This window comes from Streptomyces sp. NPDC034037 (genome assembly GCF_055575715.1).
In genome coordinates this window covers 83,955-105,623 of record NZ_JBVISC010000002.1, presented here as the reverse complement: position 1 = coordinate 105,623, position 21,669 = coordinate 83,955, and the positions used below count along the sequence as shown (strand labels likewise).

7 protein-coding genes (1 of these 7 cut by a window edge) are annotated in these 21,669 nt (G+C 73.5%); 1 reads left to right on the top strand and 6 read right to left on the bottom strand.

Annotation, left to right across the window (positions count from 1 at the left end; all coding sequences use genetic code 11):
• Positions 1 to 14: 14 nt before the first annotated feature.
• The 6 genes from ACZ516_RS06225 to ACZ516_RS06200 are packed head-to-tail and all read right to left on the bottom strand — an operon-like array spanning position 15 to position 5,045.
• On the bottom strand, positions 15 to 1,133 hold the full coding sequence (locus ACZ516_RS06225; RefSeq protein WP_361082966.1) for an HAD-IIIC family phosphatase: 1,119 nt from the start codon (positions 1,131 to 1,133) through the stop codon (positions 15 to 17).
• Between the two features lie 5 nt (positions 1,134 to 1,138).
• Complete coding sequence (locus ACZ516_RS06220) at positions 1,139 to 2,116, bottom strand: 3-oxoacyl-[acyl-carrier-protein] synthase III C-terminal domain-containing protein (protein WP_358585791.1); 978 nt, start codon at positions 2,114 to 2,116, stop codon at positions 1,139 to 1,141.
• Positions 2,113 to 3,213, bottom strand: a complete 1,101-nt coding sequence (locus ACZ516_RS06215; RefSeq protein WP_469008787.1) for an acyl-CoA dehydrogenase family protein — start codon at positions 3,211 to 3,213, stop codon at positions 2,113 to 2,115. Before ACZ516_RS06215 ends, ACZ516_RS06220 begins: the two co-directional genes overlap by 4 nt.
• Positions 3,206 to 3,487, bottom strand: coding sequence for an acyl carrier protein (locus ACZ516_RS06210; RefSeq protein WP_127911399.1), 282 nt, complete (start codon positions 3,485 to 3,487; stop codon positions 3,206 to 3,208). Before ACZ516_RS06210 ends, ACZ516_RS06215 begins: the two co-directional genes overlap by 8 nt.
• Before the next feature lie 14 nt (positions 3,488 to 3,501).
• On the bottom strand, positions 3,502 to 4,167 hold the full coding sequence (locus tag ACZ516_RS06205) for an O-methyltransferase (protein WP_358585794.1): 666 nt from the start codon (positions 4,165 to 4,167) through the stop codon (positions 3,502 to 3,504).
• Positions 4,167 to 5,045, bottom strand: a complete 879-nt coding sequence (locus ACZ516_RS06200; RefSeq protein ID WP_469008785.1) for a 3-hydroxyacyl-CoA dehydrogenase family protein — start codon at positions 5,043 to 5,045, stop codon at positions 4,167 to 4,169. The genes ACZ516_RS06205 and ACZ516_RS06200 overlap by 1 nt, the downstream gene beginning before the upstream one ends.
• A 1,108-nt stretch (positions 5,046 to 6,153) precedes the next feature.
• Between ACZ516_RS06200 and ACZ516_RS06195 the strand changes: the two genes are divergently transcribed.
• On the top strand, positions 6,154 to 21,669 hold the 5' portion of the coding sequence (locus ACZ516_RS06195; RefSeq protein WP_469008784.1) for an amino acid adenylation domain-containing protein. It continues 7,749 nt past the right edge of the window; the window shows 15,516 of its 23,265 coding nt (coding positions 1–15,516); its start codon is at positions 6,154 to 6,156; the stop codon falls past the right edge of the window.

Genomic DNA, 21,669 nt, shown 5'->3' with positions numbered 1-21,669 from the left:
GCGGGCCCCCTACGTCATCGCGCGTGCGCCCACGGGAGCAGCTCGGGCGAGTCACCGAACAGACGGGGGGCTCGTACGTCCAGATGCGCGGGGGCGTCCTGCCTGGCCGGTTCGAGGGCGAGAGTCTGTACACCGTCCTGCTCCGCCGCGACGGCGTCGTCGGTGTGCTCGCGGAAGCCCGCGAAACGGTAGGCCACCTCCATCATGCGGTTGCGTTCGGTGCGCCGGAACCCGGCGGTCAGCAGGACCCCGGCGCGGGCGGCCTCGTCGGAGAGCCAGCGCAGCAGCGCCGCCCCCACGCCGAAGGACACCACGCGGCAGGAGGTCGCGAGCAGCTTGATGTGCCAGGAATCAGGGCGCCGCTCCAGCAGGATCACGCCGATCGCGCCGTGCGGGCCGAAGCGGTCGACGAGCGAGGCGACGAGCACCTCGTGCTCCTCGTCGGCCATCAGGGCGCGCAGGGCCTGATCGGAGTAGTGCACGCCCGTCGCGTTCATCTGGCTGGTGCGCAGGGTCAGCTCCTCGACCCGGGAGATCTCCTCGTCGCCGGCCCGCTCGATGCGCAGCTCCAGGCCGAGCGAGCGCAGGAACTCCTCGTCGGTGCCCGTGTGCTCGGTGCGCTCGGCCTCCCGCCGGACACCGGCCTGGTACATCTGCCGCCGCCTGCGGGCGTCGCCGGTGACGACGGCCGGGGTGAACTCGGGGCGGCCGGGCAGGCCGAGGGCCTCCTCCGCCGGATAGCAGCGCACCTCGGGCAGGTGGAACTCGACCTCGGCGCGCTCGGCGGGCTGGTCGTCGATGAAGGCGATCGTCGACAGCGCGAAGTTCAGCTCCTCGGCGATGGCCCGTACGGAGGCCGACTTGGCGCCCCAGTTGATGTGCGGCAGCACGAAGTACTCCGCGACGCCCAGCTTCTCCAGGCGCGCCCAGGCGTGGTCGTGGTCGTTGCGGCTCGCGACGGCCTGGAGGATGCCGCGCGAGTCCAGTTCGGTGATCACCTCGCGCAGGCCCTCGTGGAGCACGACCTCGCCGTCCTCCACGAGCGTGCCGCGCCACAGGGTGTTGTCCAGGTCCCACACCAGGCATTTGATCGTCGGCCGCGCCTCGTTCGGCTGCCGCGCTTCGGTCGTCACCGGCTTCACACCTCCCACAACGTCACCGTCCACGCGGCGACCGGACTGTTGCTCAGGACGAGGACGTGCCCCCCGGGGCCGACCTCACCGGAGGCGAGGAGGCGGTCCAGGTTCAGGACCACGTCCATCGGGCCGAGATGGCCCAGCTCCGCCAGGTGGGTGGCGCAGACGGGGTGAATCTGGAGCCCCAGCGTGGCCTTGTAGAAGTCGAAGGCGCTGGAGGTGACGTTCTGCATCAGGGTGGCGGCCACGTCGTCCTTGCCGATCCCCGCGTCCGCGAGCACCTGGTCGACGAGCCTGCCGAGCCTGGTGCGGCTGTGCATGGCCAGCTCGAAGGAGTAGCGGTCGTTGTCGTCGCACACCTCGCGCCACTGCGACCAGGGGCTGTTCTTGTACTCGACCTTGAACAGGTCGTGGAAGGAGCTGTCCGCCTCCATGCGGTGCGCCTTGAGCAGCGGCCGGCCGCCGCGCACCAGCGTCATGGCGAACGCCCCGTCCCCGATCACCGTGACGGGGCGGCGCACCCGGTCGGCGGCGGTGGGCCGGCTGCCGTAGGTGAGCAGGACGCTCCGCCGGGACGGGTCGCCGTTGAGCAGGTCCCTGCCGAGCGCCCAGGCCGCCGACGAGCCGGCGCAGCCCAGACCGTCGACGGTGAAGGGGAAAATGCCGGTGAGCCCCGCGAGATGGGCGATCTTGCCCGCGTCCGAGCCGATCAGCACGTCCGGTGCGCGGGAACCGATGTGCAGCATCAGATCGGGGTCGCCGGGGTGTGCGGCGAACAGTTCCCGGCAGGCCCGCGCGGCGAGTTCGGTCGGCTCGGTGTCGGGGAAGACACCGACCGACTTGATGCCGGCCTGCCCGGCGAACCGCAGTTCCTCTTCGGTCAGCCTGGCCAGCTCGGGCAGGTCCTCGACGGCCACGCGCTCCTCGGGCAGCAGGCAGTGGATCGCGCCTATTCCTATGTCTTCGCCGGCCGTCGTCATGCCACACCCTCCAGCGCGCGCTCGGCGAGGATCAGCTGGCAGATCTCGTCGCTGCCCTCGATGATCTGCATCAGCTTGGCGTCCCGGTAGGCCCGGGCCACCGGTTCGCCGTCCACCGACCCCGCCGAGGCGAGTACCTGCACCGCGGTGGCGGCGGCGTGTGCCGCGTGTCCCGCGGCGACGTGCTTGGCGAGCACCGCCTCGCCCGACAGCTCGGGGGAGGCGCTGTCCCAGCGGTCGGAGGCGTGCTCGCACACCCGGGTGGCGGTCTGCTCGGCGACGAACAGCTCCGACAGGTGCCGGGCGATGAGCTGGTGCTCGGCCAGCGGCTTGCCGAACTGCTCGCGGCGGCGGGCGTGGGAGGCGGCGGCCCGCAGGCAGCCGCGGATGATGCCGACGCACCCCCACGCCACCGAGAGGCGGCCGTAGGTGAGGGCGAGGGTGGTCAGCAGGCCGAGCGACTGGCTCGTGCCCGAGAGCACACGGGACGCGGGCAGGCGTACGCCGTCGAGGACCACGTCCGCGTGGCCCGCGGCGCGGCAGCCGAGGGGCTGGGCGACGGGGCGCACCGTGACACCGGGGGTGTCGGTGGGGACGACGACGGCCGCCGCGCCCTCCTGGTAGCGGCCGAAGACGACGACCACGTCGGCGTAGGCGGCGGCGGTCGACCAGACCTTGTGCCCGTTCAGGACCACCTCGTCGCCGTCGTCCGCGATCGTGGTGGCGATCGCGGAGAGGTCGCTGCCGGCCTGCGGTTCGCTGAACGCCACGGCCGCCAGCGAGCCCGAGGTGAGCCGGGGGAGCTCCGCCGAGCGCTGGCGGCGGGTGCCGAAGCGCTGGATGGTCCAGGCGGCCATGCCCTGGGAGGTCATCACCGACCGCAGCGAACTGCACAACGCCCCCGCGTGTGCCGTCAGTTCACCGTTCACCCGGCCCGTCAGACCGTGACCGCCGTACTCGGCGGGCACCTCGGCGCACAGCGCGCCCTTGGCGCCGAGCCCGCGCAGCACCTCCGGGGGGATCGCCCCCGCCAGGTCCCACTCCGCGGCCCGGTCGGCGATCTCCGCACCGATCAGGGCCGCGAGTTCGTCACTCACCGGAGCCCGCTTCGGCGAGCCGGAGCACCAGGTCCGTCATGGCGTTGACCGTACGGAAGTTGTCGATGCGCAGGTCGGGGCCCTCGACGGCGATGCCGAAGGTCTTCTCGACGTGGACCACCAGCTCCATGGCGAACAGGGAGGAGACCCCGCCGGTCGCGAAGAGGTCGGTGTCCGCCGCCCAGTCGGTCTTGGTGCGCTCCTCCAGGAACCGCCGCAGCTCGGTCCTGACGTGCTCCGCCGACAGGGGAGGGGTGGTGGTGGGCTCGCTCATCTCCGTGCTTCCTCTCAGGGCTTCTTGTGGACGAGGGTCAGGCCGTCGGCGACGGCGAGCATGGAGATGTCCACGCGCTCGTCGTCCCGCAGCAGGGCGTTGAGTTCACGGATGGCCAGGGTGTCCGGGTCCTGTGCGGCGGGGTCGACGACCTTGCCGAAGAAGAGGGTGTTGTCCAGGACGAGCAGCCCGCCGGGGCGCACCAGGGTGAGCGCCTGCTCGTAGTAGCGGACGTAGTTGGCCTTGTCGGCGTCGAGGAAGGCCAGGTCGAAGCCGCCGGGGCCGTGCTGCGCACGCAGGTCGTCGAGTGTCCGCGCCGCGTCGCCGAGCCGCAGGTCGATCAGTTCCCCGACCCCGGCCCGCTCCCAGTAGCGCCGGGCGACGGCGGTCCAGCGTTCGCTGATGTCGCAGGTGACGACCTTGCCGCCGGGCGGCAGGGCGCGTGCCATGCACAGGCTGCTGTAGCCGGTGAAGGTGCCCACCTCCAGGACGCGGCGCGCCCCGGTGACCCGTACCAGGAGGGCGAGGAGCTGGGCCTCCTCCGGCAGGACCAGCATCGCCTGGAGCATGGGCATGCCCGCGGTCTCGGCGCGCAGCTCGCGCAGCACGTCGTCGTCGCGCAGCGACATCTGCCGTACGTAGTCGAGAAGCGTCTCGTCGACGGCGAGCTGACCGGCCATCAGGAAAGCACTCCCGTATAGGTGTAGAAACCCTTGCCGCTCTTGCGGCCGTGCTCGCCCGCGGCGACCTTCCGCAGCAGCAGCTCGCACGGGCGGCAGCCTTCGTCGCCAGTGCGCTCGTGCAGTACCCGCAGGGAGTCCACGAGGTTGTCGATGCCGATCAGGTCGGCGGTGCGCAGCGGCCCGGTGCGGTGGCCGAGGCAGTCCTGCATCAGGGTGTCCACGTCCTCGGCGCTCGCCCTGCCCTCCTGCACGACGCGGGCCGCGTCGTTGATCATGCGGTGCAGTACGCGGCTGGTCACGAAGCCGGGGCCGTCGCCGACGAACACACCGCGCCGGCCGAGCGCGGTGAGGAGCCGCCCGACCGAATCCGCGGCCCGGGGCGAGGTGCGCGAGCCGCGGATCACCTCGACGGTGCGGATCAGATACGAGGGGTTCATGAAGTGGACGCCGAGCAGGGCCTCGGGGCGCGGGAGCTTCGCGGCCAGTTCGTCCACCGGGATGGAGGAGGTGTTGGTGATCAGCGCGGTGTCCTGACCGACCGTGTGGCTCACCTCGGTCAGTGCCGCGATCTTCAGGCCGGCGTCCTCGGTGATCGCCTCGATCACCACGTCCGCGTCCGCGCAGTCGGCCGCAGAGGCACCCGTGACCAGTTCGGCGCGGGGCTTCCCGGAGAGGACGCCCATGAGCTGTGCGGTGCGCAGTTCGCGCTCGATCCTGGCCGGGGCGTCCGCCCGCTTCGCCGGATCGGTCTCCACCAGCACCACCGGGACGCCGTGTTCGAGGGCGAGTGTGGTGATGCTGACCCCCATCACGCCGGCGCCGAGAACGGCCAGCCGCGGGGTGGGATCTTCCTCTGTCACCGCGTACCTCCCCATGCCAGGCGGTTGACATACATGAATGGTTCGCTCGGGAAGCGGGTATGGGCGTCCGTCCGGCACGCGCAGAACGCGCGAAGATATCGCCGTGTGGCGCCAGCGCGTGTGGCGCCAGCACGGCGGAATTCTTCATTCCGGAAACTCGGGTACCGGTCGGCGAGACGCTCGAAGGGTCGCAATGCGACGCCGCGTTCCTTCCCCTCGATCCGACGCCGCACGACCGTAGCATGATTGTTCCCCGGTGGCGCCAGGGGCCAATGGCCCCTGAATCCCCCGGACTCCGCCGTGAATGCCGGACGGCCTGCGGCTTCTCTCTTTTTTGCGGCTTCTTCATTCTTCGGTGAATATGTCGGGGGCAGGTGGGGAATAGGTTTCCCGGTTCGGTCCGCACGCCTCGCCGCGGTGCGGATCGTCCGTCTGTCGACGCGCGTGAGGGGGAGGGGAATGTGCGGCAGAGGCCTGCGGCAAAAGCGGTCCAAGCTCCCGCAGTTGGGCGCAATCGGACGGATCGGCGGGCGGGCGCGCGCTACGGACGGTGGGCGCACCGACAGGGCCGGGTCACCCCGGGTCGGCCGGGTCACGATGCGGTTCCTGTCCGGAAACCATCGCCCGGAAGACCCCCGGACACGACGGAACGGAAGCCTCCGGAGACGTGGTTTTCGCTGGCCAACGAGGGTTCGGAACGGTTTAGTTGAATAGCTGATCAGGTGCGGGCGCATAAATGATCACGCGGTTGCCGCTTCTGGATATCAAGTGTTAGATTTCAGTTGACCGATGAAGCTGACGGGGGGTCGAGCGCTGGGCATGCCTACGGACAGTGATGCAAGTGGAGTCGATGGCCGCCGCCTCGCACTTCGCCCGGTCAGTCTCGTGACAATTGGTCCGGACAATCCCATGACTGATGCCTCCCCGCACCGGCAGGCACCCTTTCCGTGCGCACGTGAGTTCCGTCTCATGTAGGCCGACCGCGAGCCGACACTCTTGATCGGTGCTGAATATCTTCAGCCCTCATTGACGAATTGTTCACCTTGGACCGCGCCGCATTGTGGCGCGGTGCTGTGGGCCGCCCTAATTCGAGCCGCAAGGCACCCGGATGAGACGAAGGTCTATGGACGACAAGCGTGCTCTTCTCCTGAAGCTGCTGGCATCCGTGCGGCAACAGGCTGCTCCCGCCACCGCGTCGCGACGCCCCACCGAGGACATCGCGGTCATCGGCCTCGCGGGGCGCTATCCGCGGGCGCGGACACCGGACGAGCTGTGGCGCAACGTCGTCGAGGGCCGCAACTGCGTCGGCGAGGTGCCCGCGGACCGCTGGGACGTGGACGCGCACTACCACCCGGACGCCAAGGACGGGCGCGCCTACAGCAAGTGGGGCGGCTGGCTCGACGACGTCGACAAGTTCGACCCGCTGCTCTTCCAGATCTCTCCCTCCGACGCGCAGGAGATGGACCCGCAGGAACGTCTCTTCCTGGAGACCGCCTGGGCCGGCATCGAGGACGCCGGGTACCGCCCGCGCGGGCTGGGCGAGCACGGCGCGGTGGGTGTGTTCGCCGGGGTGATGAACAACGACTACGAATGGCTGGCGGGGCACAGCAGCGCCTTCGGCGAGCACACGCACGCGCGCTCCGCCCACTGGTCGATCGCCAACCGCGTCTCCTACGTCCTCGACCTGCGCGGGCCGAGCCTGACCGTCGACACCGCCTGCTCCGCGTCGCTGACGGCCATCCACCTGGCCTGCGAGAGCCTGCGCCGCGGCGAGTGCGCCATGGCGCTCGCCGGTGGGGTCAACCTCATCCTGCACCCCATGCACCTGCGGATGCTGGCCGACCGTCAGATGATCTCCCGCGGTGCCGAGTGCCGCAGCTTCGGCGCCCACGCGGACGGCTTCGTCGACGGCGAAGGGGTCGGCGCCGTCCTGCTCAAACCCCTGCGGGCGGCCGAGGCCGACGGCGACCGCGTCTACGCGGTGCTCAAGGGATCGGCGATCAACGCCGGCGGCAAGACCAGCGGGTACACCGTGCCGAACCCCACCGCCCAGGCCGAGGTGATCACCGCGGCCCTGCGCCGGGCGGGCGTCGCGCCGGACACCGTCGGCTACGTCGAGGCACACGGCACCGGCACCCCCCTCGGCGACCCCATCGAGATCGCCGGACTGCGTGCGGCCTTCCGCCCCGACGCCGACGGCAGCGCTGCCCCGGGCGGCTGCGCGATCGGCTCCCTCAAGTCCAACATCGGGCACCTGGAGTCGGCGGCGGGCATCGCGGGCCTGACCAAGGTGCTGATGCAGCTCAAGCACGGCGTCCTGCCGCCGTCCCTGCACTCGGCGGAGCTGAACCCCGACATCGACCTGACCGGCACCCCCTTCCACGTACAGCAGGAGGCCGCGCCCTGGCACCGCCCCGTGCTGCGCGACCAGGACGGGCGAGAGACACACGGGCCGCGCCGGGCCGGCATCAGCTCGTTCGGCGGCGGCGGGGCCAACGCCCACTTGATCGTCGAGGAGTACCTGGCACAGCCGGCCGAGCCCGGCACGTCCGCGCCCGAGAAGTCGCCGGAGGAACTGATCGTCCTGTCCGCGCTGAGCGAGGAGCGGCTGCGGGCCTACGCGCGTGAGCTCGTCGACTTCCTCGACCGGCGGCCGGGCACGGGGCAGCCGCTCGACGAGTGCGTCCGGGTGGCCGCCGACGTCCTGCGGGTCCAGCCGCGGGACCTCGACGCCGATCTCGAACTCGCCGAGTACGGGCTCGGCGCGGCCGAACTGGCCGTGCTCAGTGAACGCCTCGGCCTTCCGACGACCGTCACCGACCGGACCACCCTGCGGGAACTGGCCCGTGCCGGGTCCGACCCCGCGCCGTCCCTCGCCGACGTCGCCCACACGCTGCGAGTCGGCAGGGAGCCGCTCGACGTACGCCTCGCCTTCCCCGCCCGTGAACTGGCCGACGTCCAGGCCGTGTTGCGGGATGTCGCGGACGGCGTGGAGAGCGGCATCGCATTGCACGACGCGGCCCGCGGCCGCCGCGCACTGGCGGCCGACGCGGCCGATCGGCTCGCGCGCGCCCTGAGCGACGGTGACCTGACCGAGGCCGCCCGGCTGTGGACCCAGGGCGCCGAGGCCCGGTGGCCGGACACCGGCGGCCGCCGCATCGGCCTGCCCACGTACCCCTTCGCGCGCAAGCGGTACTGGATACCCGAGCCCCCGCGGGCGGCGGAGCCCCTCCGGGACGCGCTCGCGCGTACGGGCCCCCGGGAGACGCGCACCGAGCCTCAGGAGATACGCGCCGACGCCGCACCCGGCGCTACCACGTCCGCCGTGTCGACGACGCGCGAGGACGCCCCGGAGCTGGGCTTCTACCAGCCGGTCTGGTGCCCGCAGGAACGTCCCGGGCCCGCGCACCGCACCACCACCGCCGAAACCGCCGCCGAGGGCCCCGAGGTGGCCGTCCTCACCGCCGGGGAACCCGGCCCGCTCGCCGAGGCGTTACTCCGCCACCACCCCGGCGCCCGCCTCCTGCGGCTCGACCGCGAGGACCCGGCCACCCTGCTCGCCCGGCCCGTGCGGCACCTGTACCACCTCGGCGGACTGCACCGCCCCGACAGCCTCGAAACCGCGCTGCGTGACGGGGTGCTCGCCCTCTTCCGCAGCCACGGCGCCGGCCCCCGGATCACCGTCGTCACCGCCGGCGCCCACGACGACAACCCCCACGCGGCGGCCATCCTCGGATACGCCCAGGTCCTCGCCGCCGAATGCCCCCACCTCGACCTCACCTGCGTCGACATCGAGGGCACCGACACGGCGGACGTCCTGCCCGCGCTCCTGGCCGAACCCCCGCACCCGGCGGGCCGCGCCGTCCTGCTGCGGGCCGGCCGCCGCCACGTCCGGCAGCTCGTGCGCACCCCCGTACCCGCGCCGAGGCGCCCGCCCTACCGCACCGGCGGCACCTACCTCATGGTCGGCGGCAGCGGAGGCATCGGCCGGGCCCTGTCCGAAGAGCTCGCGCACCGCCACCGGGCCCGCATCGTGTGGATCAGCCGAGGCGAACTCGACGCCGAACAGCGCGCCACCGCCGACCGCGTGCGCGAGGCCGGGGGACAGCTGCTGCACCTGCGGGCGGACGCGTCCGACCCCGCGGCGCTGCGCGACGCCGTCGCCGAGGCCCGACGGCGGTTCGGCGCCCCGCACGGCGTCTTCCACGCGGCCATGACGTTCAACGCCAGCACCATCGCCGAGCTGACCGAACCGGAGCTGCGGGCGGCCCTCGCCGCCAAGGTCGACGGTGCCCTCGCGCTCGTGGCGGCGCTGGGCGACGAGCCCCTGGACTTCCTCGCGCTCTTCAGCTCGGTCGGCTCCTTCGTCAGCGCGGCGGGCAACGCCGCCTACGTGGCGGCCAGTTCCTTCCTCGACTCCTACGGGCGCCACCTCGCGACCCGGCTCCCGTATCCCGTACGGGTGGTGAACTGGGGCTACTGGGGGCGGGTCGGCTCCGGGGCGCAGCCCGGGCTCCAGGAGGTGTTCCGCAGGACGGGCGTCGCCGAGTTCACCGTGCGCGAAGGCCTCGACTGCCTGGAGCGGGTGCTGGCCGAAGGCCCCGTCCAGGTCATGCCGATCCGCGCCGACGCGCGGGCCCTCGCGGCCCTCGGCCACCGCGTCTCGCCGCTCGGCGAGCGGTTCACCGCGCCCGCACCGGCCGGGCCCGGCGCCGACGCCGTCATCGAGGGCTACGACCGCCTCTCCGCGCTCTGCGAATCGGCGCTGCTCGGCGTCTACCGGCGGATGGGCGCCTTCCCGCGCCAGGGCGAGCGGGACACCGTCACGGCGCTCGCCGACCGGCTGGGCATCGTGCCCAAGTACCGCCGGCTGCACGCGGCCCTGCTCAACATCCTCGCCGACGCCGGGCACCTGAGCGTGCGCGGCGACGCCGTGGAGGTCCTCGCGGCCGACGCGGACCCGGACACGGACGGCACCGGTGGCACGAGCGTCGAGCACGCCGAGCGCGAGCTCGACCGGATCGCCGCCGACCATCCGGACATCCGGGCCACGGTGGAGCTGACCCGGCTGTTCCTGCGCAGCTATCCGCAGGTGCTGCGCGGCGAGACCGGTGCCACCGAGATCATGTTCCCGAACGCGTCGATGGACCTCGTCCAGGACTTCTACCGCGGCAATCCGCTCACCGACTCCCTCAACGAACTCGTCGCCGAAGCGGTCACCGACCACGCCCGGCAGCGCGTCGAGGAACTGGGTGCGGGCGAGAGGCTGCGCGTCGTCGAGTTCGGCGCCGGTACCGGAGCGACCACCGAGCGCGTGCTGCCCGCCCTCTCCGGCTGGGCCGACCGGGCGGAGTACGTCTTCACCGACATCTCGCCGCAGTTCCTGGAGAGCGCCGAGCAGCGGTTCGGCACACGCCATCCGTTCACCCGGTTCCGTACGCTCAACCTCGAACGCGACCTCGCGGAACAGGGCCACACCCTTGGCAGCGCCGACATCGTCGTGGCCACCAACGTCGTGCACGCCACCGGCGACCTGCGCGCCACCCTGCGCAAGGCACGGGAGCTGCTGCGTCCCGGCGGCAGACTCGTGCTCAACGAACTGACCGCGATCCGCAGCAGCATCACCGTCACCGGCGGGGTCCTCGACGGCTGGTGGGCCTTCACCGACGAGGAACTGCGCATCAAGGACGCGCCCCTGGCCACCGCGCAGACCTGGCAACGGCTCCTCCTGGAGGAGGGCTTCGCCGACGCCCTCGTCCTGGACCGGGGCGCCCACCTCGGCCAGCACGTGATCATCGGTGTGAACGCGGGCGCCGGCCATCGCGCACCGGTGAGCGCCCCGGACAGGACCGTGCCGCCCGCCGCCTCCTCCTCCGGCCGCGGCCCACTGGACACGCTCCGCGGCATCGTCACGGCCACCCTCAAACTGGACGAGCCCCTCGACCCCGACCGCCTCCTCGCGGACTACGGCTTCGACTCGCTGAGCGGCATGAAGATCGCCGCGGTGATCGAGGAGGACCTGGGCGTCCGGCTACGGCTGAGCGACCTCCTGGAGCACGCCACCCTGCGCGAGCTGAGCGACCACATCGGCGAGCTGACCGGCGCGGTGCCCGAGAGCGTCGCCCCGGCGGCACCCCTCCGCTTCCCCCTGTCGGCCGGCCAGCGCGCCCTGAGCGTCATCGAGCAGACGGCGCCCGGCACGTACGCCTACAACCTGCCGCTCGCGTTCTGGCTGGAACCGGGGACCGACCCGGCCGCCCTCCGCGAGGCGCTGCAGACCATGGTGGACCGCCACCCCCAGCTCCGCGCCCGCCTGGACGGCGACCACCAGATCGTGGAGGCACGACAGCAACTCGCCTTCACGGAGAAGCGGTTGGACACCTCGTCCGTGGACGCCGTGCGCGAGGCGGCCAGGGAGTGCGTCCGCGAACCCTTCGACCTGGGGCGCGGGCCCCTGCTGCGGGTCACGCTCTTCACCCTCGCCGATGCCCGGCACGTGCTGCTGCTCACCTTCCACCACATCGTCTTCGACGGCCTGTCCATCGCCGTCTTCCTGCGCGAGCTGTCCGCGTGCTACCGGGGACAGCCGCCCGCCGTCGAACCCCCCGCCACCTTCGCCGACTTCGTCGACTGGCAGCGGGACCTGCTCGGCTCACCGCGCGGCGAGCAGCTGCGCGCGTACTGGCTGCACCGGCTCTCCGGCGACCTGCCCACCCTGCAACTCCCCTTCGACCGGCCCCGCCCGGCGGTGCCCGGCCACCGAGGAGCCTCCGTCGAAGGGCGCCTGGAGGCGGCAAGCGTCCGGGCGGCACGGGACCTCGCGGGCGAGGAGCGGACCTCCCTCTTCTCGGTGCTCCTCACCGTCTACACGACACTCCTGCACCGCTACTCCCAACAGGACCGCGTCCTCATCGGCACCCCGGTGGCCGGACGGCCCTCCGCCCGCTACGCCGACGTCCTCGGCTACTTCATGAACATGGTCGTCCTCAAGCACGACATCGCGGACGGCCAGGACTTCCGCGGCCTGCTGCGCCAGGTGCGGGACACCACCCTGGAGGCCCTGGAGCACAGCGACTACCCGCTGCTGAGCCTCGCCGAGGAGCTGCGCGCCTCGCGCCTGTTCGACACCGCCTTCTACTTCCAGAACTGGGTCGAGGACGACACCGACGTCCGCCCGGTCGCCGGCGTGTTCCACGGTGTCCATCAGGAGGGCGAGTTCGACCTCACCCTGGAGGTCGTGGAGGAGCGCGAGGGCGCCCGCTACTGCCTCAAGTACGACCCGGACCTCTTCGACGAGGACACCGTGCGCGGGATCGGCGAGCACTTCCGCCTGCTGCTCGACTCCGCCCTCGCCACCCCCGACCGCGAGCTGGGCGCGCTGTCCCTGCGCAGCCCCGCCGACACCGCCCGCGCCCAGGAGCGGCAGCGGCTCACGCGCCGCGACTTCCCTGCCGACCGCGTGCTGCCCACCCTCCTCGCCGAACAGGCCCTGCGCACCCCCGACGCCGTGGCGGTGACCGACCGCCACACGGCGCTGACCTACCGCGAACTGACCGCGCGCGTCACCGCGCTGGCGGCCCGCCTGCGGGGCCGGGGAGTGGCGCCGGGACGCAACGTCGGGGTGCTCGTCGACCGGTCCGCCGACATGCTCGTCGCCCTGCTCGGCGTCCTCGCCGCGGGCGGCGCCTACGTGCCGCTCGACCCCGGCTACCCGGCCGAACGGCTGCGGTACATGGCCGAGGACGCCGGACTGCACCTGCTGATCACCGGCCCGGGGGTCCGCGTCGACCTCGGCGCGCCGATCCTGGCCATCGACGCCGATGACACGCCCACGGGCGTCCCCGAGACGGGTGAACTCCCCGCGCCCGGACCGGACGACACCGCGTACGTGATCTACACCTCGGGCTCCACCGGCCGCCCCAAGGGCGTCCAGGTGCCGCACCGGGCGCTGGCCAACCTGCTCCTGTCCATGGCCGAGGAGCCGGGACTGACGGACAAGGACCATCTGCTCGCCCTCACCACCGTCTGCTTCGACATCGCCGCGCTCGAACTGTTCCTGCCGCTGATCACCGGCGGCCGGGTGGAGATCGTGCCCGCCGAGGTCGCGCGGGACGGCGTCCTCCTGCGCAAACTTCTGGAGTCCAGCCCCGCCACCGTCGTCCAGGCGACCCCCGCCACCTGGAAGATGCTGCTCGCGGCCGGCTGGACGGGAGCACCGGAGCTGAAGGTGCTGTGCGGGGGAGAGGCCCTGGACCAGGACACCGCGGAGCTGTTGCTCGCCCGCGCGGGCCAGGTGTGGAACATGTTCGGACCCACCGAGACCACCATCTGGTCGGCCGTGTGCCGGCTCAACCCCGGCGAGCGCGTCACCATCGGCCGCCCCATCGCCAACACCGGCCTGTACGTCCTCGACGCGCGGGGAAGGGCGGTGCCGCCCGGGATGCCCGGCGAGCTGTACATCGGCGGCGCGGGCCTGGCCACGGGCTACCTGGGCCGCCCCGAACTGACCGCCGAACGGTTCGTCACCCTCGACGGCGAGCGCCGGTACCGCACCGGTGACCTGGTGCGCGAACTGCCCGACGGCCGCATCGAGTACCTGGGCAGGCTCGACGCCCAGGTGAAGGTGCGCGGCTTCCGGATCGAGCCCGGCGAGGTCGAGGCCGCGCTGCGCGCGCAGGACGGCGTCCGTGAGGCCGCCGTCGTGGCCCGGCCGGTGGGCGGCGAGAACGTGCTGCACGCCTTCCTCGTCCTCGACGCGGGAGCCACCGCTCCGCCCCGCGAGGCGCTCGCCGAGCGGCTGCCCGCCCACATGGTCCCCGACGTCCTGGTGGAGCTGGACGCCCTGCCCCGGACGCTCAACGGTAAGGTGGACCGCGGCAGACTGGGCCGGGCACCGCTGGCGGAGTTGCGTGGCGAGGCGTCTGCGCCGGAGCTGCGCGACCGGGCGTCTCTGCCGGAGCTGCGCGGCGGGGCGCCGACGGGCGAGCCAGGGGGCACGGGTGGAGCGGCCGCGCGCCTGACCGAGGCCGCCGCCCGTACTGCCGCCGCCGGTACCGCCGCCCGTACGGCTGCCGCCCGCATCCCCGAGCTGAGCGGCCTCATCGCCGACATCCTCGACACGGACCCCGGGCAGATCCCCGCCGACGTACCGCTCGGCCGGCTCGGCATGAACTCGATCAGCTTCACCGTCCTGAGCACACGCGTCAGCGAGCGGTACGGGATCGAGGTCCTGCCCACGCTGTTCTACCGCCATCCGACCGTCGCCGCCGTCGCCGCGCACCTGAGCGAGGTCCTCGGGGACACCGCCGATGCCACCGCCACCGCCACCGCCACCGCCGCCTCAGCCGCCGAGGAAACCCCCGCCGGAACCGCACCGGCCGAGGCCGTGCCCGACGCAGGCCGTGCCGCCCCCCGCGGCGGCGACGTGGCCATCGTCGGCATGGCCGGACGGTTCCCCGGCTCCGCCGACCTCACGGAGTTCTGGGACCACCTGGAGCAGGGCAGGGACCTCGTCACCGAGATCCCCGGCGACCGCTGGGACTGGCGGGCGCACACCGGCACGTCCCGTTCGCGCTGGGGCGGCTTCCTCCCCGGCGTGGACCGCTTCGACGCCGCCTTCTTCGGCATCTCGCCGCGCGAGGCCGAGCTGATGGACCCCCAGCAGCGGCTGCTCCTCGAAGTGGTGTGGACGGCGATGGAGGACGCCGGGTACCGCGCGAGCGACCTCGCGGGCAAACGCGTCGGCGTCTTCATCGGCACCACCAACTCCGACTACGCCGAAGTGCAGCGCGCAGGCGGCAGGTCGGCCGAGGCGCACACGCTCACCGGCGCCGCGCTGTCGGTCATCCCCAACCGTGTCTCCTACCTCCTCGACCTGCGCGGACCGAGCGTCGCGGTCGACACCGCCTGCTCCAGCTCGCTCACCGCCGTCCACCAGGCCGTCGGCGCGCTGCGCGAGGGCAGCTGCGACCTCGCCGTCGCGGGCGGCGTGAGCCTCATCCTCGACCCCCGCCTCTACGACGCCCTGAGCCGCAACGAGATGCTCAGCGAGGACGGCCGCTGCAAGGCCTTCGACGCCTCCGCCAACGGCTATGTGCGGGGCGAGGGCGTGGGCGTCGTCGTCCTCAAGGACCACGCGCGGGCCCGCCGCGACGGCGACCGCGTCGCCGCGGTGATCAAGGCCGTCGCCGTCAACCACGGCGGCCGCACCACCTCCCTCACCTCGCCCAGCCCGCACGCGCAGGCGGAACTGCTGGTCGAGGCCTACCGCGCGGCCGGCGTCGACCCCCGCACGGTCGGCTACATCGAGGCGCACGGCACCGGCACGGCCCTCGGCGACCCCATCGAGATCAGCGGCCTGACCGAGGCCTTCGAACGGCTCGCCGGGGACGGCGCGGCGACCGGAGCCGAGGGCCCGCGCTGCGGCATCGGCTCGGTGAAGACCAACATCGGCCACCTGGAGGCCGCCGCGGGCATCGCCGGACTGCTCAAGGTGGTCCTCGCGCTGCGCCACCGGACCATCCCGGCCAGCCTGCACTTCCGCGAGCGCAACCCCTATCTCGACCTGGACGGCGGCCCCTTCGAGATCGTGGACACCACCCGGCCGTGGCCCGCGCCGCCCGCCGCGGACGGCGCGCAGCCGCTCCGCCGCGCGGGCGTCAGCTCCTTCGGCTTCGGCGGCGCCAACGCCCACGTGGTGATCGAGGAGGCCCCGGCGGGAGCGGACGCCGCGCCCGCCGACGACAGCACGGACGCGGAGCTGTTCATCCTGTCGGCGCGGACCGAACGGGCCCTGCGGGCACAGGCCGGGCGGCTCGCCGCGCACATACGCGCCGCGCAACCCGCGCCCGCCGACGTCGCCCACACCCTGCGCGTCGGCCGCGAGGCCATGGACGAGCGGCTGGCCTTCGTGGCCCGCGGCCGCGCCGAACTCCTCGCCCGTCTCGACGCCTGCGCCGAGGGCCGGGACCCCGAGGGCGCGCTGCGCGCCCGGGTCGGCGCGGCGCAGCGCCGCACCGCCGCCACGCGGGGCAACGCCTGGCGGGAGTTCGTCCGGGCGCTGTCCGCCGACGGCGACCTCGAATCGCTGGCCCGGCTCTGGACCGACGGCGCCGACGTGGACTGGTCCTGGCTGCCGCGAGGGCGCCGCATCGGGCTGCCGACGTATCCGTTCGAGCCGACCCGGCACTGGGTCGACGCCGCCCCCGGCGCCCCGGCCGCGGCCGCCGCACGCCCCGCGTCGTCGGCGCTGCTCGACGAGAACGTCTCGACCTTCGGCGGGACCGCCTTCGCCAAACACCTCACCGGCGCGGAGTTCTACCTGGCCGACCATCGGGTCGGCGACGAACTCGTGCTGCCCGGCGTGGTCTACCTGGAGATGGCCCGGCTCGCCGGCGAGCGCGCCCACGGCACCGCCCTCGTGCGGCGCGTCGACGAGATCGTCTGGGCCGCGCCCGTCACGCTCCCGCCCGGCGCCTCGCGGGACGTCCGAGTGGTGGTCGCGCCCTCCGGCGCCTTCGAGATCACGGGCGAGCGTCCCCACGCGAGAGGCCGCCTGATGTTCGGCCAGGACGGCACCGGGCAGGACACGGCGCCCGCGCCGATCGACCCGGCCGCCGTACGCGCCCGGTGCGGCGAGCGCAGGACCCGCGAGGACTGCTACGCCTACTTCGCGGACCTCGGCTTCCGGTACGGTCCCGCCTTCCAGGTCATCGAGGAACTGGCCCTCGGCGACGGCGAGGCCCTGGCACGGCTGCGCCGTCCCGAGGTCGGTGACCACCGCTTCCACCCCTCGCTGCTCGACGGAGCCCTGCAGGCCGCGGGCCACCTGGTGCGCGGCACGACGGCACACCTGCCGTACTCGATCGGTTCCGTACGCCTCTTCGGTGAGCTGCCCGCCGACTGCCTCGCCCATGTCGTCGCGGTGGAGGGCAGGACCGACGCCCAGGTCTTCGACATCAGCCTGACCGCGCCCGACGGCACGGTCGTCGCGCGCGTCGAGCGGTTCACACTGCGGGCCGTGCCGGACGCCGGGCGCGACCTGCCCGGGGCCGCCGAGCGCGCCGTGCTCGCCTTCGAGCCGTACTGGCAGGAGGCACCGGCCGCCACCGCGCAGGCCGAGCCGGCCGGGCCGCTGGCCGTCATCGACGCCGGGGACGGCTCCGCCGAGGCCCTGCGCGACGAACTCGCCGTGCTCGCCCCGCGCCTGGACGTCGTGCTCGGCGCCCGCCCGGAGGCCTCGCACCTCGTGCACCTCGCCGCGGGCGGGTCCACCAGCGACCTCGAAGAGGCGCTGCGCGCCGGCTTCCACACCGCCCTCGACGTGTGCCGGACCCGGATCGCGGAGCACGAAGGGCCGCTGCGCTACCTGTTCGTCCACCAGGACCGGGCAGGAGCCGCAGGGGCGGCGCACGCCGCGCTTGACGGGTTCGCCCGCTGCATCGGCCAGGAACACCCCGACATCCGGATGAGCGTGCTCACGCACACCGGCTCGCCCTCCGCCCGCGACCTCGCCGAGCTGGTGCTCGCCGAACTCCCGGCCGACGCGCCGGAGGTACGCCACGACGGGCACCGCAGGCTCGTGCGCGCCTGGCGCGAGAGCACGCTCCCCGAGACGGGCGACGCGGCCTCGCCCCTGGCGGCGACCGGGGCGCACCTCGTCACGGGCGGCACGGGCAAGCTCGGCATGCTGGTCGCGGAGCGGATCGCCCGGCACCCGGGCGCCGGAGTCGTCCTCATCGGCCGGTCCGACCCGGCCGAGCCGCTGCCCGAGGGCTGGCTGCACGTCCGGGCCGACGTGAGTGTGCGCGCGGACGTCGAGCGGGCGGTGGCCGAGGCCAGGCGCCGGTTCGGCCGGATCGCCGGCGTGGTGCACGCGGCCGGTGCGCTCCGTGACGGGCTCGTCCTCCACAAGAGCCGTGCGGACGCCGACGCGGTGCTCGCGCCCAAGGTGCGCGGCCTGGTCCACCTCGACGAGGCGACCCGCGCGCACGCCCCCGAGTACTTCGTGGCGTTCGGCTCGACGGCCGCGGTCTTCGGCAACGTCGGCCAGAGCGACTACGCGTACGCCAACAGCTTCCTCGACCACTACCTGGAGCGGCGCCCCGGCGGCGGCCTCGCCGTCGACTGGTCGCTGTGGCGCGACGGCGGCATGTCCCTCGCCGCCGACGCACGCGAGGCCATGCGCCGCGAGTTCGGCATGGAACCGCTGCCCGCGCAGGCCGCGCTCGACGCCCTGGAGGCGGCCCTGCGCGGCGGCGCCTCCCGCCTCCTGCTGACCGCGGGCGACCGCGCGCGGATCGGCGAGGTGCTGCGCGGCACCGCGCGGCCGCCGCGGCCCGCGGCCGCGCACCCCCGGGCCGAGGACACGGACAGCGGCGACCTGCGCACGCCCATGGTCGCCTACCTCCGCGAACTCCTCGCCGAGGAGCTGAAGATGGCCCTGGAGGACGTCGCCGAGGACGAGGCCTTCGACCACTACGGCGTCGACTCCCTCCTCGTGCTGAGTCTGACGCGGTCACTGGAGGAACGTTTCGGGCCACTCTCCAAGACGCTGTTCTTCGAGTACCTGACCATCGGCGAGCTGGCCGACTTCCTGGTCGCCCAGCACCCGGCCGAGGCGCGCGCCTTCCTCGCGCCCGCCGCCCACGGTGTCGCGCCCGCCGGGGACGACACCTCGGAAACGGCCCTCACCCCCGCGCCCGCCCCGTACGCCGCCCCGCCCGCGCCGCTGCCCGAACGGGACGACGACGACATCGTGATCGTCGGAGTGGCCGGCCGCTACCCCGGGGCCGACGACCTCGGACAGTTCTGGCGCAACCTGCGGGAGGGCAGGGACTGCGTGACGGAGGTCCCCGCGGACCGGTGGGACCACGACCGGTTCTACGACCCCGACCGCGCCACCCCCGGCAAGACGTACGCCAAGTGGGGCGGCTGGCTCTCCGACGTCGCCTCCTTCGACCCGATGTTCTTCCGCATGTCCCAGGTGGAGGCGGAACACATCGACCCGCAGGAGCGGATCTTCCTCCAGACGGTCTGGCACCTCCTGGAGGACGCGGGCACCTCGCGCGCCGCCCTCTCGAAGGTCCGCACCGGCGTCTTCGTCGGCCTGATGTACGGCCACTACCAGCTCTACGGTGTCGACGAGGCGCTGCGCGGCACCGGGGCGGCCACCTCGTCCTCGTACGCGTCGGTGGCCAACCGCGTCTCGTACTTCTTCGACTTCGACGGCCCGAGCATCGCCCTGGACACCATGTGCTCGTCCTCGCTCACCGCCCTGCACCTCGCCTGCCGGGCGATCAGGGACGGCGACTGCGACGTCGCCGTGGCAGGCGGGGTCAACATCTCCAGCCACCCGCTCAAGTACCTCCAGCTCGCCAAGGGCGGCTTCCTCTCCACCGACGGCCGCTGCCGCAGTTTCGGCGAGGGCGGCGACGGCTACGTGCCCGCCGAGGGCTCGGGGGCCGTGCTGCTCAAGCGCCGCTCGGCGGCCGAGGCCGACGGCGACCGCGTCCTCGCGGTGGTCAGGTCGACGGCCGTCAACCACGGCGGGGCGGGCAAGGGCTTCAGCGTGCCCAACCCCAAGGCGCAGGGCGTGCTGATCGGCGAGGCACTCGACCGGGCGGGCCGCACCCCGGCACAGCTCGACTACCTGGAGGCGCACGGCACCGGCACCTCGCTCGGCGACCCGGTGGAGATCACCGGCCTGGTCCGCGCCTTCCAGGGACACGACCTGACGGGCGTACGCATCCCCATCGGCTCGGTCAAGTCCAACATCGGGCACGCCGAGTCGGCCGCGGGCATGGCCGCGCTCACCAAGGTGCTGCTGCAACTGCGCCACCAGGAACTCGTGCCCTCCCTGCACGCCGAACGCCTCAACCCGCACCTCGACCTGGACGCCACCCCCTTCCGCCTCCAGCGCGAGCGGGCGCCCTGGACGCCGCGCGTCGACGCCGCGGGCCGACCCCTGCCCCGTACCGCCGGCATCAGCGCGTTCGGCGCGGGCGGCGGCAACGCCCACGTGATCCTGGAGGAGTACGTGTCCCCGACGCAGCCGCCCGCGCAGGAGCCGCCGTACGTGTGCGTGCTCTCCGCGCGGGACGCCGAGCGGCTCGACGAACACATCGCTCGCACGGCCGACTTCCTGCGCGGCGAGGGACGTGACACCCACCCGGCCGCGATCGCCGCGACGCTGCGCACCCGCGAGCCGATGGCGCACCGCCTCGCCGTGGTCTTCGACGCCGTGGACGACCTCGCGGACGCCCTGGAGGGCCACCTCGCGGGGGCCGACTCGCCGCGCGTCATGACCGGCACCGCGAGCCGGTCGGCCGCACCGGCCACCGGCCGCGGCGCGCCCGAGCTCGCCGCGGCCTGGGTGCGCGGCGCCCACGTCGACTGGCCCGGCGGCGGACCCCGCGTCTCCCTGCCCGGCTACCCCTTCGCCCGGGAGCGCTGCTGGCTGCCCGCCGCCGACGCCGTGCGCCGGCCGCCCGTCACCGAACCGCGCGGTGAGGTGGTGCTCTCCACCGAGACGCCGGTCATCGCCGGCCACCGCGTCCAGGGCCGCGCGCTGCTGCCCGCCCTCGCCTACCCCGACCTCATCGCCAAGGTCTTCCGCGACCACGGGTACGCCGTGGAACGGCTGACGGTGCGCGACCTCACCGCGCTGCGCCCGCTCGACGTCACCGACGGGCCCGTGACCGCCGAGATCCGCTGCGCCCCGGCCGGCGAGGGCCGCTGGCAGGTCACGGTGGGCGACGGCGAGCCCTACGCCACCGCCGAGGTGGTCCTCTCCGATGCCCCCGCCTTCCGCGACCGGCTCGACGGCCATCCGCTCGGCACACCGGCCCCGCTCGCCGAGACCTACGACAGGGACAGCGGCAACGGCCAGCACTACAGCGGCGCCGCGCGCGCCGAGGGCACCGTCCGCGCCGATCAGGAGCGGTTGACCGCGGAACTGCGGGCTCCCGGCGGCGACTTCCTGATCCACCCCGCCCTGCTGCTGGCCGGCGCGGTCGCGGCCGGTTCGCTGCTTGACACCGACGGCCAGGCGTTCCTGCCGCTGCACATCGGTTCCTTCCGCACGGCGGGGCCGCTGACCGGCGCCTGCACGGCGCGGGTGCGGCGTGCCTCGGTGAGCCGCAGGGGCGAGGTCGCCCGGTTCTCCGTGGACTTCTTCGACCCCCGGGGACGCCAGGTGGCCGAACTGACCGAGCTGTCCAGCAAGGCCGTGTCAGGGGTGTCCACCCCGGCCCGGACCGCCGCTTCCGCCCCGGCCGCCGCGCCCGAGGCCGGCCACGTCGAGGACTTCCTGCGCAGGCTGCTCGCCGAACGCCTCGGCACGGACGCGCGGTCGGTGCCCGTCACCGCCGGCTACTACGAACTCGGCCTGGAGTCCGCGCAGGTGCTCGGCCTGGTCGAGGCCGTACGGGAAGTGGTGGGGCAGGAGCTGGAACCCACGCTGCTCTTCGAGTACACCACCGTGCGCGACCTGGCCGCCCACCTCGCGGCACGCTTCCCCGACGCCTTCGGGGACCCTGCCGGGAACCCCGCCGCGAACCCCGTCGGACCCACCGCCCGGAGCACGGCCGCCGACACCGGTACCGACGCAGGCCCAGGGGCCGGCACGAACCCCGAGACC

Bases quoted from the DNA above. Each gene is read 5' to 3' on its own strand.
- ACZ516_RS06205 (WP_358585794.1), bottom strand. From the start codon at position 4,167: ATGGCCGGTCAGCTCGCCGTCGACGAGACGCTTCTCGACTACGTACGG.
- ACZ516_RS06200 (WP_469008785.1), bottom strand. From the start codon at position 5,045: ATGGGGAGGTACGCGGTGACAGAGGAAGATCCCACCCCGCGGCTGGCC.
- ACZ516_RS06210 (WP_127911399.1), bottom strand. From the start codon at position 3,487: ATGAGCGAGCCCACCACCACCCCTCCCCTGTCGGCGGAGCACGTCAGG.
- ACZ516_RS06220 (WP_358585791.1), bottom strand. From the start codon at position 2,116: ATGACGACGGCCGGCGAAGACATAGGAATAGGCGCGATCCACTGCCTG.